18 protein-coding genes are annotated in these 15,498 nt (G+C 67.2%); 10 read left to right on the top strand and 8 right to left on the bottom strand.

The window, feature by feature from the left end; all coding sequences use genetic code 11:
• Positions 1 to 1,456, bottom strand: a 1,456-nt coding sequence (locus ACFWU5_RS27700; protein WP_379269792.1) for a tetratricopeptide repeat protein, incomplete at its 3' end; no start/stop codon positions are given.
• A 232-nt stretch (positions 1,457 to 1,688) separates the two neighbouring features.
• Entirely contained in the window at positions 1,689 to 2,111 is a 423-nt protein-coding gene (locus tag ACFWU5_RS27705; RefSeq protein WP_379269793.1) for a hypothetical protein, read from the bottom strand.
• Positions 2,112 to 2,313: 202 nt separating this feature from the next.
• Between ACFWU5_RS27705 and ACFWU5_RS27710 the strand changes: the two genes are divergently transcribed.
• Both ACFWU5_RS27710 and ACFWU5_RS27715 read left to right on the top strand, forming a co-directional pair.
• Positions 2,314 to 2,532 (top strand): hypothetical protein, encoded by a 219-nt coding sequence (locus ACFWU5_RS27710; RefSeq protein WP_379269795.1) that lies wholly within the window; start codon positions 2,314 to 2,316, stop codon positions 2,530 to 2,532.
• Positions 2,520 to 2,909, top strand: coding sequence for a hypothetical protein (locus ACFWU5_RS27715; RefSeq protein ID WP_379269796.1), 390 nt, complete (start codon positions 2,520 to 2,522; stop codon positions 2,907 to 2,909). The genes ACFWU5_RS27710 and ACFWU5_RS27715 overlap by 13 nt, the downstream gene beginning before the upstream one ends.
• Positions 2,910 to 2,914: 5 nt before the next feature.
• Here ACFWU5_RS27715 and ACFWU5_RS27720 read toward each other — a convergent pair whose 3' ends face one another.
• From ACFWU5_RS27720 to ACFWU5_RS27745, 6 genes are all read right to left on the bottom strand, one after another.
• Complete coding sequence (locus ACFWU5_RS27720; RefSeq protein WP_379269798.1) at positions 2,915 to 4,210, bottom strand: glycosyltransferase 87 family protein; 1,296 nt, start codon at positions 4,208 to 4,210, stop codon at positions 2,915 to 2,917.
• 198 nt (positions 4,211 to 4,408) lie between these two features.
• On the bottom strand, positions 4,409 to 5,113 hold the full coding sequence (locus ACFWU5_RS27725) for a hypothetical protein (protein ID WP_379269800.1): 705 nt from the start codon (positions 5,111 to 5,113) through the stop codon (positions 4,409 to 4,411).
• Positions 5,114 to 5,230: 117 nt separating this feature from the next.
• Positions 5,231 to 7,276, bottom strand: a complete 2,046-nt coding sequence (locus ACFWU5_RS27730) for an ATP-dependent DNA helicase (RefSeq protein ID WP_379269802.1) — start codon at positions 7,274 to 7,276, stop codon at positions 5,231 to 5,233.
• Positions 7,277 to 7,331: 55 nt separating this feature from the next.
• Positions 7,332 to 7,868, bottom strand: a complete 537-nt coding sequence (locus tag ACFWU5_RS27735; RefSeq protein WP_379269804.1) for a hypothetical protein — start codon at positions 7,866 to 7,868, stop codon at positions 7,332 to 7,334.
• A 46-nt stretch (positions 7,869 to 7,914) separates the two neighbouring features.
• Positions 7,915 to 8,481: an isochorismatase family protein gene (locus ACFWU5_RS27740; protein ID WP_379269806.1), complete on the bottom strand. Its 567-nt coding sequence runs from the start codon at positions 8,479 to 8,481 to the stop codon at positions 7,915 to 7,917.
• Between the two features lie 26 nt (positions 8,482 to 8,507).
• Positions 8,508 to 9,821 carry a nicotinate phosphoribosyltransferase gene (locus ACFWU5_RS27745; protein WP_379269808.1) on the bottom strand — a complete coding sequence of 438 codons (1,314 nt, stop codon included), beginning with the start codon at positions 9,819 to 9,821 and terminating at the stop codon, positions 8,508 to 8,510.
• Between the two features lie 61 nt (positions 9,822 to 9,882).
• Here ACFWU5_RS27745 and clpS point away from each other — a divergent pair, with 61 nt between their 5' ends.
• From clpS to ACFWU5_RS27785, 8 genes are all read left to right on the top strand, one after another.
• The gene (clpS, locus tag ACFWU5_RS27750; RefSeq protein WP_379247605.1) at positions 9,883 to 10,221 is read left to right on the top strand and encodes an ATP-dependent Clp protease adapter ClpS; all 339 of its coding nucleotides are present in this window, start codon (positions 9,883 to 9,885) and stop codon (positions 10,219 to 10,221) included.
• A gap of 13 nt (positions 10,222 to 10,234) precedes the next feature.
• Positions 10,235 to 10,804, top strand: coding sequence for a DUF2017 domain-containing protein (locus ACFWU5_RS27755; protein ID WP_379247607.1), 570 nt, complete (start codon positions 10,235 to 10,237; stop codon positions 10,802 to 10,804).
• 16 nt (positions 10,805 to 10,820) lie between these two features.
• A complete protein-coding gene (locus ACFWU5_RS27760; RefSeq protein WP_379269810.1) occupies positions 10,821 to 11,882 on the top strand; it encodes a P1 family peptidase in 1,062 nt (353 codons plus the stop codon).
• Positions 11,883 to 12,057: 175 nt separating this feature from the next.
• On the top strand, positions 12,058 to 12,471 hold the full coding sequence (locus ACFWU5_RS27765; RefSeq protein WP_379247621.1) for a Mov34/MPN/PAD-1 family protein: 414 nt from the start codon (positions 12,058 to 12,060) through the stop codon (positions 12,469 to 12,471).
• 36 nt (positions 12,472 to 12,507) lie between these two features.
• Complete coding sequence (locus tag ACFWU5_RS27770; RefSeq protein WP_379247611.1) at positions 12,508 to 12,783, top strand: MoaD/ThiS family protein; 276 nt, start codon at positions 12,508 to 12,510, stop codon at positions 12,781 to 12,783.
• Positions 12,784 to 12,787: 4 nt separating this feature from the next.
• On the top strand, positions 12,788 to 13,750 hold the full coding sequence (locus ACFWU5_RS27775) for a PLP-dependent cysteine synthase family protein (protein ID WP_379247613.1): 963 nt from the start codon (positions 12,788 to 12,790) through the stop codon (positions 13,748 to 13,750).
• 69 nt (positions 13,751 to 13,819) lie between these two features.
• Positions 13,820 to 14,530, top strand: a complete 711-nt coding sequence (locus ACFWU5_RS27780; RefSeq protein ID WP_379269812.1) for a rhomboid family intramembrane serine protease — start codon at positions 13,820 to 13,822, stop codon at positions 14,528 to 14,530.
• A 69-nt stretch (positions 14,531 to 14,599) separates the two neighbouring features.
• Entirely contained in the window at positions 14,600 to 15,364 is a 765-nt protein-coding gene (locus ACFWU5_RS27785) for a cyclic nucleotide-degrading phosphodiesterase (RefSeq protein ID WP_379247617.1), read from the top strand.
• Positions 15,365 to 15,498 lie beyond the last annotated feature (134 nt).

Consider the following 15,498-nt stretch of genomic DNA (forward strand, 5'->3'; position numbering starts at 1 on the left):
GGGTCTGTGCGGTGCCGAGTCGGTCGCCGAGTTCGCGGTAGAGGGTGAGGGCTTGGTCGTAGCGGGTGGTGGCGGTGCTGTAGTCGCTGCGCATGAGGGCGGTGTCGGCTTGACCTTTGAGGGTTTGTGCGGTGCCGAGTCCGTGGCCGAGTTCGCGGTAGAGGGTGAGGGCTTGGTCGTAGCGGGTGGTGGCGGTGCTGTAGTCGCCGCGCATGCGGGCGATCTCGGCTTGACGCTCGATGTTTCGAGCGTGCGACGACGGATTTTCCGACCTCAGCGACTGGCGCGCGGAAACTTCGTACAGGTCGGACGCGGATCCGAACTGGCCATCCATCGTGAACCACCAGCCGAGAGCGGACGTGAGTAGCGGCACCGACGCGTTGTCGGTTTGCAGGGCGAGATCGGTCGCTCGGGCGAGCTCGTATGTTGCTGAGGTCAGCCAGATTCGGGCTGACGCGGCGTCACGGAATGCTGGATGAATGAGGGTGCTCAGGTCGGCGTCTACATCGGTGATGGCGGATGTGGCGATTTGTGTCGTTGTTGCCAGATAGGTGAACAGCTTGTCGAGGCGGGATGCGATTTCGTTCGATGGCAGGTGTGTTTCGGCGCGAACGCGGGCGAATCCGAGGAACAAATCGTGGAAGGTGAAGCGGCCGTCGGCTGTGGTTGTCAGCATGCTGTGGGTGGACAGCTCGATCAGGCCCAAGTGGACTCGCGCCGACTTTTGATCGGTGAGGGCGGCGATGGAGCATGCGTCGAAGTTCGGGCCGGGATGGATTGCGCAGGCGTGCAGCAGGATTCGGGCCGACTCTGGCAGCGCGTCGTACGAGACGGTGAAGGCGGCGGATACCGCTCGCTCTAGGTCGGGGACATCCGCGTAGGGGCGTTCCGCAGTCTTCATCAGGTCGAGTAGGTCGTGTGCGGGCATTCCGTGGCGGAGGAGGTCGCCGATCGGATGCAGTGCCAAGGGCAGGTGTCCGCACAGGCGTGCGAGTTCGACGAGAACGGGTGTCGGTGAGGCTGTGACGTCCTCGGCGACTTGTTGGAGCAGGGCGACCGCTTCATCGGCGGGTAGTACGTCGAGCGCGATCTTGGTGGTGTTCGGGAGGTTGTCGAGTGGGTGGCGGCTCGTGATCAGCGTCAAGCAGCGGGCTGTTGACGCCGGGAGCAAAGGCGCTACTTGGTCGGCGTCGCGGGCATTGTCGAGGAGTAGTAGCACGCGGCGCTCTGCTAGCCAGGCGCGCCAGCGGGTCGTTCGGCCCTGGAGTGAGTCGGGGAGTGATGCGCCGTCGAATCCGACATCGAGGAGCACTTCACCCAGCACTTCGCGTGGATCGCGCGGTTCGGTTCCTGGCGTGAAACCGTGGAGTTCGATCTCCAAGCAGGCGTCCGGGTAGTCCTCCATCAACTCGGCTGCGGCGGCTCGGGCAAACGCTGTCTTGCCGACGCCGCCCATGCCGCGAACTGTCGTTACGAGGAAGGCGCGGCTCGTGGATCGTGCGAGTCGGGCCTGAGTCAACAAGCCATCGAGTTCCCTTGTCCGACCGACCAATTCGGGCGGTGGGAGGATGGTAGACAAGCGGGTCGATGGCTGGGGATTGCCGTAGTTGTTGACGGTGAGTGAGCCTTGGCCGAGATTGTTCTGCTGCGAATTTCCGCTTGCCTCGGCGTTGACAGCGCCCTGTGGACTATCGCTCGGGTCGGGCACTGTTAGTCACTTGAAAGATGCCCTGGCCCTGGTTGTTCTGTTGGGAGTTGCCGTAGGACTGGGCGTTGACCTGGCCCTGGCCGCTCGCGATCTGCCCGGCCTGATGAACCATCGTCTGCACTTCGGTGGCCAGTTCGGGGTCGGCCTCGAGCAGTTGGCCGATCCGGCCACGCAGCGATTCGACAGCTTCCTGATCGCTGAGGTCGGCGGCGGCCCTGTCGATCGCAGCTGGCGGGGATTCGTCGGCTGGGCGCGTTCCGAAGACACGCTGCAGGATCTGTCGACCCCAGTCTGCGGTGCCTTCAGCGGCTTGGTCCTGAACCCGAGTCAGCACGTTGGCACCATAGGCCCCCAGCGCCGCGGTCACGAACGGCCACGCTTGGTCTACCAGTTCAGCAGTCATGTCACCCTCCCGCTCGGGCCGGACCGGCCCCGCACCTGATGGAAACCAATGTAGTCGGGTTGTTCCCCAGTCGGCAGGACGATTCACGCAGAAAGCATTCGCCTGCTACGTATTTCGTGCTGAAGGCGGGTTCCGTGCCGGTTTGACACCCATGTCAACCCTAGGCTTGTCTTGCATGGCAAGGGTAAGATAGAACATACTGATGACGAAGCGGAGCGACCTCATCAAAAAGATCGCCGACGCCGCGAAGGTCGGCGAGGTCAGTTGGGAGCTAGCTCGCGAAGGCGGCAACCACACCGTCTTCAAACTCGGTGGGAAACAGATACCCATCGGGCGTCATGCCGAGATCGACGACCGCCTCGCCGTTACGATCTTCAAGCAGTGCGAGGAAGTGCTCGGGAAAGGGTGGTGGCGCAAGTGAATTACACTGCGCGCGTCGAACGGGGCGAGCGGTATTGGCTCGTCCACATCCTCGAAATCGATCAGTGGACTCAGGCCCGCAACCTGCAGGAGGTCGAGCCGATGGCACGCGATCTCATCGGGATCATGCAGGAAGTGCCCACGGATTCGTTCGATCTTCGGGTCCAGGTGAATCTCCCGGAGCCCGTTCGGGAGAAGTGGGAGCGATCCAAGCGGCTGCTCGGCCAAATCGACGAACTGAAGGCGGCTGCGGCCGCTGCTGCGGCCGCTGCTGCGCAAACTCTCGCGGAGGCGGGGCTTTCTCAGCGTGAGATCGGGCTCGCGCTCGGGGTTTCGCACCAGCGGGCCGGTCAACTCGTCAATCGCAAAGCGTCGTAGCGTGGTCAGTCCACCATGGCCGGGCGGTCGTCGTCGGGGGCGGCGGCTGCTCGGGGGGTGGGGGAGAGTTGTTGGGGGGCAACGGGATTGATGATCGGTTCGATCGGGGCGGGTGGGAGGGTGCGTTTGCGGACGTGTATCGCGACGCAGGTCAGGGTGATGAGGTAGACGATCACGTAGATGTTCATCAGGACCTGGTGCAGCGGCCACCATGGGGGCAGTAGGAAGGTTCCTACGCTGACCCAGGTGGGGGTGTAGGTGTAGGTCCAGGCGGCGGTGGACAGGTAGAGGGCGGCCGCGGCCAGCCACCAGGGGGCGCGGGTTTGGGCTCGGTGGATGAGGTAGACCAGCAGTGGGACGAACCAGACCCAGTGGTGGCCCCACGAATACGGGGAGATCGCGCAGGCGGTGAGGCCGCCCAGCGTCACCGACAGCAGGGGTTCGCCGCGGCGGGCCAGGATCGCGGCCAGCCACAGGGCGGCCAGGGCGATCGGGATCACGAGCAGCAGCCACAACCACACGGGGGCAGGGCCGTGGGTGAGGTGGGCGATGGCACCGCGCAGGGACTGGTTGGCGGGGTGGACGTCGGGGGCGATGCGGCCGGAATGGAAGAACGTCGACGTCCAGTACTGGTAGGAATCGCTGGGCAACACCAGTGCGGTCGCGCCGATCGTCGCGAGGAACGTGAGGGTGCCGGTCGCGGCGGCTCGCCACTGCCGTTGGAACAGGTATTGGGCGATGAAATACAGCGGGGTCAGCTTGATCCCCGCCGCGAGACCGACGCCGAGACCGTGCAACTTGCTGTTCGGCCCGCGGGAGAAATCCCACAGCACCACCAGCATCAGCACCAGGTTGATCTGCCCGTAGTACAGCGTGGTGCGCACCGGTTCGGAGAACGTGCAGGTCAGCGTCAGCAGGGCGCTGGCGGCGGTCAGTGCGGGGGTGACCCGGTAGCCCAGCATCCGAAAGCTTTGCAGCACAACGCCGAACAGCACCAGCAGGTTGAACACCAACCACGTGGTGGTCACGTGCGCCCACGGCACCAACAGCAGCGGCAGGAACGCCAGGGCCGAGAACGGGGTGTAGGTGTAGAGCAGGCCGTAGTGCGTGGGCTCGATGTACAGGGCGCGTTCGTGCAGCGCCCGCCAGCCGCCGTCGCGGTAGATGTGCACGTCCAGGCCGCCGACGAGAATGCCGCCGCTGTCCATTCGCGGATCCATGGTGGTGAACAGCAGCGTCACGCCTGCGACGGCGGTTCCGAGTAGCAGAAGGAGCGTCAGGGTCGTACGCGGCAGTGCCACGCCTCGAGATCTCTCCGCCACGGCCGTGCTACCGGCCGGTCCGCATCGTATGCACGACTAAGAACGTACCGCGCCGGGTCGACGGTGTTCTTGGGCGGTATGACTTCGGTAGGAAAACGACATCATTGCGGGTCCGACACGTTGCGAACCGTTCTCGAGGTTATGCGGCGGGTGCCCTGCGCTCGACAGCCGCGCACATCAGTCCGCCTGGCGCAGGGTCAGCATGGTGTCGGCACCGTGGTGGAACTCGTATCCGGTTGTGCGCAGCGCGGTTTCGATGCCTTTGTCGTGCAGTTCGGTGCGTAAGTGGTCGACCAGATCGTGCAGGGGTGCGCCGGTGTAGTCCAGCAGGGGGTAGACGCGGGCTTCGGTGGGGGCCACGCGGGCCAGTTCGAGCAGGGCGGCCAGATGGAAGTCGGCGTCGAGACGGTCGGCGTAGCTGAACAGCAGGTGCGAACTCAGGGCCAGGTCGAACGAGTCGTCGGCGCAGGGCAGCGACGGCAGCGAACCGGCGAGGTAGCGGTGGGGCGCGGCGGGCAGGTCCTGTGCGAAGCGGGCGGCGGCGGCGCGGCGGATGGTGGCGTGCCGCGCGGTGGAGCCGTACCAGTCCCAGCGGTAGCGGTCGGCGTGGGCGTGCGCCCAGGCCACCGCGCGTTCGGTTTCGGGGGTCGCGCGCGCGGCCAGCTCCAGTGGTGCGGTGGCATAGATCGGATCGATCGCGGTGACCTGCGCGCCCAGCTCAGCCGCCTCGGCCGCGAAACTGGCTGCGCCACCGGGACAATCGAGGATTCTGCGACCTGATAGCTCATCGTCGGACAGCTGAAACATCGCGCGGTACTCGGCCAAAGATCGTGCGCTGACCAGAAATTCGCCGAGTACCTCGCCATCGGCGTGGTGCATCATCAGCACACGTTCTCACGAGTTGCGTTCGCACGCTTGGCGAATCACGAGTGTGGTCAGTGCGATTGCAAGACTCGCCGTGCAAGCATCGGGCGGTCTATCGTGCGGCTCGGGCAGGCCTCACGCGGTGTCGGTGAGCCGGCGCAATGCCTTCGCTACCACCTCTGGATCAGAGGTTTCCCAATACGGCGGCAGCGAAGCGCGCAGGTAACTGCCGTAGCGCGCGGTGGCGAGGCGGGAGTCGAGAATGGCGACCACGCCGCGATCGTCCACACTGCGCAGCAGTCGTCCGGTGCCCTGGGCCAGCAGTAGTGCGGCGTGATTGGCGGCCACGGTCATGAAGCCGTTGCCGCCGCGCGACTCCACCGCCCGCTGACGTGCGGTGAGCAGCGGATCGTCGGGGCGCGGGAACGGAATGCGGTCCAGGATAACCAGACTCAGCGACGGACCGGGCACGTCGACACCTTGCCAGAGGGTCAATGTGCCGAACAGGGACGTGGCCGGGTCGTCGGCGAATTTGCGGACCAGCGCGCCCATCGAATCGTCGCCCTGACACAGGACCGGGGTGTCGAGGCGTTCGCGCAGCGCCTCGGTGGCGGCCTTGGCGGCGCGCATCGAGGAGAACAGGCCCAGTGTGCGTCCGCCCGCGGCGGTGATGAGCTGCTCGATCTCGTCGAGGTAGGCGGGGGCGAGGCCGTCGCGGCCGGGGGCGGGCAGGTGTTTGGCGACGTACAGGATGCCGGACTTGGCGTGGTCGAAGGGGGAACCGACGTCGAGGGCGTTCCAGCGCACCGACTCGAGGTCGCTGGGGGCGGTGGCGCCGTTGGCCATCGCCGGATCGACCTTGCCGCCGGACTGCGACGGCAGGCCCCAGGTGATCGCCAGACTGTCGAACGAGCCGCCGATCTGCAAGGTGGCCGAGGTGAGCACGACGGTCGCGGTGCCGAACAGTCTGCTGCGCAGCAGGCCGCCGACCGACAGCGGCGCCATCCGCAGAGTGCGTCGGGTGACGCCGCGGATCTCGTCGGCGGACAACCAGATCACGTCGCGGCGGGCGGCGGGATCGGCCTCCTCGAACGCGGTCAGGGCGCGGACCGCGGCATCGTGCACGTCGTCGATGGCGGCCACGGCCATCGTGCGGGCGGCGGCGTTGTCGGGATCGTCCTGGGTTTTGACGCTGCCGGTGGGCGCGATGGCGGTGCGGGCGTTCCAGGCCGCGTCGCGGACCAGCGCGAGCACGGGCGCGATGCCGTCGGGCAGCTGATCCCAGCGGCCGGGTGGCATTTCCTCCAGCGCTTCGTGGAAGGCCTCGGCGGCGCCTTCGAGGCGATCGACCTCGCGTTCGTCGATCAGTTTCGTGCAGCGACGCGCGGCCGCGGTGATCGCGGTGGCGGCCAGTTCGGCGGTGGCTACGCCGGTGACGCGGTCGACCAGTTCGTGGGCCTCGTCGATGACGACCACATCGTGTTCGGGCAGCACCTGGATGCCGCTGATGGCATCGATGGCCAGCAAGGCGTGGTTGGTGACCACCACGTCGGCCTGCGCCGATTCCGCGCGGGCCTTCTCGGCGAAGCAGTCCTGGCCGAACTGGCAGCGGGACTTGCCGAGGCATTCGCGCGAGCCGACGCTGACCTGACGCCAGGCGCGGTCGGTGACGCCGGGGGCGAGTTCGTCGCGGTCACCGGTTTCGGTGTCGGAGGCCCACTCGTTGAGACGCTGGACTTCACGGCCCAGGCGAGAGATGGCGAAGGCGTCGAACAGTTCGGCCTCGCCGCCGGTGTCTTCGGGGATGACGCTGTTGATCTTGTTCAGGCACAGATAGTTGTTGCGGCCCTTGAGGATCGCGAACTGGGGCGCCCGGCCCAGTGGTTTGGTGAGCGCCTCGGCCAGGCGGGGGAGATCGCGGTCCACGAGCTGACGTTGCAGGGCGATCGTCGCGGTGGACACGACCACGGTGCGGCCGGTGCGCACGGCGTGACGCAGGCTCGGGATCAGGTAGGCCAGCGACTTCCCGGTGCCGGTACCCGCCTGGACCGCCAGGTGCTCCTTGGTGTCGATCGCATGGTCGACGGCGGTGGCCATGGTGGTTTGCCCGGTGCGCTCTTTGCCGCCGAGGGCACGCACGGCGGTGACGAGCAGGTCGGCGACGGGAGGAAGTTCGGGCACGCTGGCAGCTTATCCGTGCGGTCCGACAGGTTCGCTCGCCCTGCGGCGAGCCAGGTCAGGACTCGCGGACGAAGTCGTCGAGGTGGTCTCGGACGTAGTCCATGACTCGTTGTTCGAAGTCTTCGGGTTCGTTGATGTCGTAGATCTCGTCGGGGTCTTCGGCGCGGTCGCCGGTGGGGCGGCGGATCTGGTCGGGGTTGGCCAGGACTTGGTGTTCGTCTTCCCAGAAGCGGTCCAGGTCGTCGTTGGGGGAGCTGACCGAGGCGTCGCGGGCGGCGAGGATGGCGGCCGCGGCCAGCTGAGGCATGCCCGCGGCGCGCAAACCCCTTGTGGCCCAGGGGAGTTCGCTGCGCCGGGTTTTGAGGTAGCTGGAGAAGCCTGCGTCCAGGACGCTGGTGTGCAGGCTCGACAGGGCCAGCAGGTGGGAGAAGGCCGGGGGGAGTTTGCCGAAGGCGCCGATGCCGAGGCGCTGGAGGTCGTCGGTGGTGGGGTTGGACCAGAAGACGATGTCGGCGGCGTCGTGGATGCTGTCGGTCTCGGCCAGCGCCTTGGTCAGGGCGGCACGGGTGTGGGCCGGGAATCGATAGTCCATCTGTGCAGATTAGTCGCGTTCGAGGGTGCGATCGGCCGGGTGCGGGTCAGGCGGGCAGGGCGCCGGTCAGTGCGACGCCCGCTTCGCGCAGGCGGGTCAGCGTCGGCTCGATCGTCGCGGGCGAGACCGCGGCGGTGAGGTCGAGTAGGACCGTGGTGCCGAAACCGGCTTCGGCGGCATCGAGCGCGGTGGCCCGCACACAGTGGTCGGTGGCGATGCCGACGATGTCCACGGCGTCGATACCGCGGGCCCGCAGCCACGTGGTCAGCGTGGTGCCGTCGGCAGCCGCCCCTTCGAACCCGGAGTAGGCGGCGGTGTACTCGCCCTTGGCGAAGGTTTCCTGGATGGCGGTGGTGTCGAGCGCCGGGTGGAAATCGGCGCCGGGCGTTCCCACTCGACAGTGCGGCGGCCAGGAATCGACGTAATCGGGTTCGGCGGAGAAGTGCGCACCAGGATCGATGTGCCAATCGCGGGTGGCCACGATCGCGTCGTAATGCTGATCGGCGACGAACTCGGTGATCGCCGCCGCGACAGCCGCACCGCCCGCCACCGCGAGCGAACCGCCTTCACAGAAGTCGTTCTGCACATCCACGATGATCAGTCCGCGTGCCATGTCGTCCTCCAGCTCGATCGCGCCCGTCAGCCCAAGTATGTAGTGGGCACGGCCGGTTCGCCCGCGGACAGTTTCAGCCCCTCCCACGGCAGGCTGACCAACCCGCGCGCGACCAGTTCGCGACTGTCCGCCAAGGTCGCCACCCCGTCGACCACTGTCCCGCCTCGAACCAGCGGCACCTGCAGCTCCCGCATCTGAAAACCGTTGGCGGACGGCGTTTCTCCGCCGCGCGGATACACGATCTCCTCGACGATCGTGCCCGTGTCGCGAGCCAACCGCACCGCCTTCTTGGTCCCGCCGCGCGACTCCTTGTGACTGGACCGTTTCGCCACCGGCACCCCGTCGACCTCGACGAGCTTGTAGACCATGCCCGCCGTCGGAGCGCCCGACCCGGTCACCACCGAGGTGCCGACGCCGTACACATCGACTGGTTCCGCGCGCAACGCCGCGATCGCGTACTCGTCGAGATCGCCCGACACCACGATGCGTGTGCCGGTCGCGCCCAGCTCGTCGAGCTGATGCCGAACTTGCCTGGCCAGCACGCCCAGATCACCGGAATCGATACGCACCCCGCCCAGTTCCGGCCCGGCCACCTCGATCGCGGTGGCCACGCCCCGGGTGATGTCGAAGGTGTCCACCAGCAGTGTCGTGCCGATGCCGAGCGTGTCGACCTGACTGCGGAAGGCCGCGGCCTCGTGTTCGCCGTCGGCGCCGCTGTGCAGCAGCGTGAAGGCGTGCGCGCTGGTGCCGGCGCCCGGCACGCCGAAGCTGCGCACCGCCTCGAGGTTGGAGGTGGCGTCGAATCCGGCCAGGTAGGCGGCGCGCGAGCTCGACGGCGCGGCCAGTTCGTGGGTGCGCCGCGACCCCATTTCGATCATCCGACGTCCCGCGGCCGCGCTGACCATGCGGGCGGCCGCCGACGCGATGGCGCTGTCGTGATTGAAGATCGACAGCGCGAGGGTTTCCAGGACCACGCATTCGGCGAAAGTGCCGCGCACGGTCAGAATCGGCGAACCGGGGAAATACAGCTCACCTTCGGCATAACCGTCGATATCACCGGTGAAGCGATAGTCGCGCAACCAGTCGACCGTGGCGGGGTCGAGAAATTGCGCGACCACGGCCAGCTCGTCGGGGCCGAAACGGAAGTGGGTCAGCGCGTCGAGCAGACGGCCGGTACCGGCGACGACACCGTAGCGGCGCCCGTGCGGCAACCGTCTGGCGAACACCTCGAACGTGCACTGTCTGCGCGCGGAACCGTCGGCCAGTGCCGCGGCCAACATGGTCAGTTCGTATTGGTCGGTCAGCAACGCGGTGCTGGCGAACTCGTCACGGATGCGCACACCAGAAACTCTAGTCACCGCGGGTGTTGAATCTGCTGGGCCGCGTCGTACCCTGGTTTTCATGGCCGTGTGCAATACCGTTCGGGCCGGCGCCGTCACCGACGCCGCACTCTCGGCACCGCAGGCGACGCCGGAGACGACCGAATTCTCCGAGATCCTGGAGGCGGAGGACCGCCCCTGGGTCACCGTCGTCTGGGACGATCCGGTGAACCTGATGCACTACGTCACCTACATCTTCCAGAAGCTTTTCGGCTACAGCAAAGCCAAGGCGACCGAATTGATGATGCAGGTGCACAACGAGGGCAAAGCGGTGGTGTCGTCGGGTTCGCGCGACAAGATGGAACAGGACGTGCGCCGACTGCACGCCGCCGGGCTCTGGGCGACCATGCAGCGCGACTGAGTAGCCTTGGCCTGTGCGCAAGTGGAGCAGGAAGAACTCACTGAGTGGCCTCAAGCTTCGATCCGAAATGGACGAGCACGAGGCCACCGTCCTGCGCTCGCTGATCGGCGCGGTGTCGGGCCTGTTGCGTGATCGCGCCGACGAAACCCCCGAGGACGAACTGGCCGCGCTCACGGGCCTGCGCACCGGCAATTCCACCCCGCCCGACGACCCGCAACTGCTGCGCCTGCTGCCCGATTTCCACCGCGCCGAGCCCAGTTCCCCCGACGCCAAGCGCGCTGATCTCAACAGTGCGCTGCGCAGCTTGCACGAGCCCGAGATCATCGACGCGAAACTGGCCGCGGGGCGCGTGGTGCTGGACAGTTGCCCCGAATCCGGCGGCAAGATCGTGCTCACGCCCGAGCAGGCCGACGCATGGCTGGCCGCGCTGACCGACGTGCGCCTCGCGCTGGGCACGCTGCTCGAGATCGACGACGACACGCCCGACCATTTCGATCCCGAAGATCCGCGCGCCCCGCATCTGGACGTCTACCACTGGTTGACGTGGATGCAGGATTCGCTGCTGCAAGCGCTCGCGCCCTGATCCGAAGGACGAGACGATGCACAGCGCTCCCGGAGTACGAAACTCCATCACCGATGTCGCCGGGGTATTGGTCGGCCACCACCAAGCCTTGGACCCCGACGCGACCCTGGGCTCCGGTGCCGCGACCGGCTGCACCGTCGTGCGCATCCCCGGCGGCGCGACCGCATCGGTCGACGTGCGCGGCGGCGGTCCGGGCACCAGGGAAACCGACCTGCTCGACCCGGCCAATACTGTCCGCCAGCTCAACGCGGTGCTGCTCACCGGTGGCAGCGCCTACGGACTCGCCGCCGCCGACGGCGTGATGCGCTGGTGCGAGGAACACGGCGAAGGCATCCCGATGGACCCCGCCGACCCCAGCCGCGTGGTGCCGATCGTGCCCGCCGCGGTGATCTTCGACCTGCCCGTGGGGGACTGGGGCATCCGACCCGACGCGGATTTCGGCTATCGCGCGGCCGCGGCGGCATCGACGGAATTTGCCCGAGGGACAGCGGGTGCCGGTGTGGGTGCGCGAGCGGGCGCGCTCAAAGGCGGAATCGGTTCTGCGAGTGTGGTTCTCGGCGATGGGCCCGGTGCGGGCGTCACCGTCGGTGCGGTGATCGTTGCCAATCCGGTCGGCTCCGTCGTGGACCCGCGCACCGGGTTGCCCTGGGGCGTGGGCACCGACGGACCCGACTGGTTCGGTTTGCGACCCGGCACGCCCGCCGAGATCGCCGAACTCGGCGCGTTGCCCGCCAAGACCATCGTGCTCAACACCACCATCGGCGTGATCGCCACCGACGCCGCCCTCGACCCGGCGGGCTGCAAGCGCATGGCCACCACCGCGCACGACGGCCTGGCCCGCGCGATCCGGCCCGTGCACTCACCGCTGGACGGCGACACCCTGTTCGCGGTGTCCACCGGCACGATCGAGGTCCCGCCTCTGACGCTGCCCGCCGCCTTCCCGCCGGACCTGCTGCTGCTGGACCAGTTGTGTACCGCGGCCGCGGTGGTCGTGGAACGCGCCGTCGTCGATGCGGTGCTGGCCGCCACGTCGATCGCGGGCATTCCCGCCTACCGTGATTTGTTTCCCCCACGCTGAGCGCCCACAACTCGACGTTTCGGTAGAAATTCGCACCGATCGGCCCGACATTGTCCGCTCAGCGTGGGCATCACGGGCCCGGCCTCGACCCCCCGTGGAATACCCGAATAGGGTGAGTCGTTGTCGAGGAAGGTGCTCGACAGCACGCTCGCAGGATGTGGAAAGGGTCGATGAAGTGCTGGTGATCAGGGCGGATCTCGTAGACGCGATGCTGGCACACGCCCGCGCCGACCACCCGGATGAAGCCTGCGGCATCATCGCCGGGCCCGAAGGCACCGACCGGCCCGAACGGTTCGTCGCGATGCTCAACGCCGAACGTTCGCCCACCTTCTACCGGTTCGACTCCGGTGAACAACTGCGCGTGTGGCGCGCGATGGACGACGCCGACGAAGTGCCGGTGGTGATCTACCACTCGCACACCGCCACCGAGGCATACCCCAGCCGCACCGATATCTCCTTCGCCGCCGAACCGGACGCGCACTACGTGCTGGTTTCCACTCGCGACCCGCTGGAGCACGAACTGCGCAGCTACCGCATCGTCGACGGCGAGGTCACCGAAGAACCGGTGCGCGTCGTCGATTCCTACTGAATTCCCCCGAATACATCACCACCCCGAGGAGTCCCCGTGCCGGTAACCGTGTCCATTCCGACCATCATGCGTGGTATCACCGGAGGTGAGAAGCGAGTGCAGGGCGAGGGTTCGACGCTGTCCGCACTCATCGCCGACCTCGACGCGAATCACCCTGGGCTGTCCGACAAATTGCTGTCCGACGGCAAGCTCAACCGCTACGTGAACATCTACGTCGACGACGAGGACGTGCGATTCTCGGGTGGCCTGGACGCCGAAGTGCCCGCGGGCGCGTCGGTCACCATTCTGCCCGCCGTGGCCGGCGGCGCCTGACACCGTGGCCCGCTACGAATCGCTGATCGCGACGCTGGGAAATACGCCACTGGTCGGCTTGCAGACACTGTCCCCGCAATGGGACGGCGACAATCACGTGCGGCTGTGGGCCAAGCTCGAGGACCGCAATCCCACCGGGTCGATCAAGGATCGCCCCGCGCTGCGGATGATCGAACAGGCCGAGGCCGACGGGCTGCTCACACCCGGCTGCACCATTCTCGAGCCGACCAGCGGCAATACCGGAATCTCGCTGGCCATGGCGGCCAAGCTCAAGGGTTACCGGATCGTGTGCGTGATGCCGGAGAACACGTCGGTGGAGCGCCGCCAATTGCTGACCATGTTCGGTGCGGAAATCATCGATTCGCCCGCCGCGGGTGGTTCCAATCAAGCCGTGGCCAAGGCCAAGCAGATCGCGGCGGAAAATCCGGACTGGGTCATGCTGTACCAGTACGGCAATCCGGCCAACGCGCTCGCGCATTACGAGGGCACCGGACCGGAATTGCTCGCCGATCTGCCCGAGATCACCCATTTCGTAGCGGGTCTCGGCACCACGGGAACCCTGATGGGCACGGGCCGATACCTGCGCGAACATGTGCCCGGTATCGAAATCGTGGCCGCCGAACCGCGCTATGGCGAACTGGTTTATGGGCTGCGCAATATCGACGAGGGATTCATTCCCGAGCTCTACGACGAGAAGGTGCTGACCACCCGTTTCTCGGTCGGCCCGTACGACGCGGTGAAACGCACACGCGAACTGGTCGGTGAGGAGGGCATCTTCGCCGGGATTTCCACCGGCGCGATCCTGCACGCCGCGCTCGGCATCGCCAAGAAGGCGCAGAAGGCGGGCACGCGGGCCGATATCGCGTTCGTGGTGGCCGACGGTGGTTGGAAGTACCTGTCTACCGGGGCATACGACGGCACGCTGGACGAAGCCGAGGAGAAACTGGACGGCCAGCTCTGGGCCTGACCACATGTCACCGGGGTTCGGTAGGCTCGGAGCAACGGGCCTTCGACGGTCCTTGCCGGAGCGGAGGCGATGTCGGTGAGCGGTGGGGTGGGTGCCTCGTTCGATCCTGAACGGATCGCGGGGTTGCAGGGCAGCTCGTCCGGGGCGCCCGCGCGGCGCGGTGGGTCGTGGCTTCGCGCCGCGATCGTGATCCTCGGATTCGTCGCGTCGCTGTACGTGATCGAAGCGGTCGACATGGTGCTGTCGCACGACCGGCCGCCGGGCGCGAACAACCAGCTCGACGGCGCGGGCATCGAGCCGCGCGACGTCGGCGGACTCGACGGCATCCTGTGGGCGCCGCTGCTGCACGGCGGCTGGGACCACCTCGTCGCCAACACCCTGCCGCTGCTGGTGCTCGGATTCCTGGTGCTGTTGTCGGGCATCGGACGCGGGATCGCGGCCACGGCCATCATCTGGGTGATCGCGGGCGTTGGCACCTGGCTCACCGGCTCGTCCGGGAGCCTGCACCTCGGTGCGTCATCGATCGTGTTCGGCTGGTTGACGTATCTGATCTGTCGTGGCTGGTTCGCGCGCAATGTCGGCCAGATCGTGGTGGGTCTGGTGATCCTGGTGTTCTACGGCTCGATGCTGTGGGGCGTGCTGCCCAGCGACCCCCGAATTTCTTGGCAGGGGCATCTTTTCGGGGCGGTGGGTGGAGTGGTCGCGGGCTGGGTACTCTCGTCAGATGAACGTCGACGCCGCCGTGGAGCATCGGTGCGCCGCGCAGTACCAACGCGGTAACCGGGGATCCGGTTCGGAATTTGGGGGGATCCCGCAGTGAGTACCAGCACGTCGTGGCAGCATGGGGGCATGCGCCTTACCGTCCTCGGGTGCTCGGGCAGCGTGTCCGGCCCGGATTCTCCAGCCTCGGGCTACCTGCTGACGGGCCCTGATATGCGCCCGACTGTCATCGACTTCGGTCCCGGCATCTTCGGTGCGCTGCAGAAGCACATGAACCCCGCCGACGTGGACATCTTCCTCACCCACCTGCACGCGGACCACTGCCTGGACCTGCCCGCACTGCTGGTCTGGCGGCGCTACCACCCCAACCCGCCCACCGGAAAAGCCCTGGTCCGCGGGCCGTCGGACGCCCCGCTGCGGATCGGCAACGCCTCCGCGGAAATCGGCGGCGAAACCGACGACTGGTCCGACGTGATCGACTCGCAGACCTGGGTCGAGAACACGCCGATCCCGTTCGGCCCCGGCCACACGGTCGAAGCCCGACGCATGTTCCACCCGCCCGAGTCCTACGGTCTGCGCATCACCGCCGCGGACGGCCGCGTGTTCGTCTACACCGGCGACACCGCGATGTGCGACGCGGTGGTCGACTTGGCGCAGGGCGCGGATGTGCTCATGGCCGAGGCGTCATGGACACACGATCCGGCGAATCGTCCGCCGGGCATTCACCTTTCGGGCACCGAGGCGGGCGAGATCGCCACCCGCGCCGGGGCCAAAGAGCTGCTGCTCACGCATATCCCGCCGTGGACTTCGCGCGAAGATGTGATCGCGGAAGCCAAGGCGGCGTTCTCAGGTCCGGTGCACGCGGTGTCGCCGGGGGAGACCTTCGACCTGTAGGTGGGATCCGGTGTTCGGTGGTCCCAGGGGGTTTGAGGCTGTGTTTTTGGAGCGCTGGCGCGCTCGAGCGCGGCCCCTGAGGGGCCGCGAGTTAGCCACCGTTGCTGGAGGCTTCGCCTCGGACGCAACGGCGG

This window comes from Nocardia sp. NPDC058640 (assembly GCF_042716995.1).
Taxonomy (GTDB): domain Bacteria; phylum Actinomycetota; class Actinomycetes; order Mycobacteriales; family Mycobacteriaceae; genus Nocardia.

Bases quoted from the DNA above. Each gene is read 5' to 3' on its own strand.
- clpS (WP_379247605.1), top strand. From the start codon at position 9,883: ATGGCCGTGTGCAATACCGTTCGGGCCGGCGCCGTCACCGACGCCGCA.
- ACFWU5_RS27785 (WP_379247617.1), top strand. From the start codon at position 14,600: ATGCGCCTTACCGTCCTCGGGTGCTCGGGCAGCGTGTCCGGCCCGGAT.
- ACFWU5_RS27725 (WP_379269800.1), bottom strand. From the start codon at position 5,113: ATGATGCACCACGCCGATGGCGAGGTACTCGGCGAATTTCTGGTCAGC.
- ACFWU5_RS27760 (WP_379269810.1), top strand. From the start codon at position 10,821: ATGCACAGCGCTCCCGGAGTACGAAACTCCATCACCGATGTCGCCGGG.
- ACFWU5_RS27780 (WP_379269812.1), top strand. From the start codon at position 13,820: ATGTCGGTGAGCGGTGGGGTGGGTGCCTCGTTCGATCCTGAACGGATC.
- ACFWU5_RS27705 (WP_379269793.1), bottom strand. From the start codon at position 2,111: ATGACTGCTGAACTGGTAGACCAAGCGTGGCCGTTCGTGACCGCGGCG.
- ACFWU5_RS27735 (WP_379269804.1), bottom strand. From the start codon at position 7,868: ATGGACTATCGATTCCCGGCCCACACCCGTGCCGCCCTGACCAAGGCG.
- ACFWU5_RS27740 (WP_379269806.1), bottom strand. From the start codon at position 8,481: ATGGCACGCGGACTGATCATCGTGGATGTGCAGAACGACTTCTGTGAA.
- ACFWU5_RS27710 (WP_379269795.1), top strand. From the start codon at position 2,314: ATGACGAAGCGGAGCGACCTCATCAAAAAGATCGCCGACGCCGCGAAG.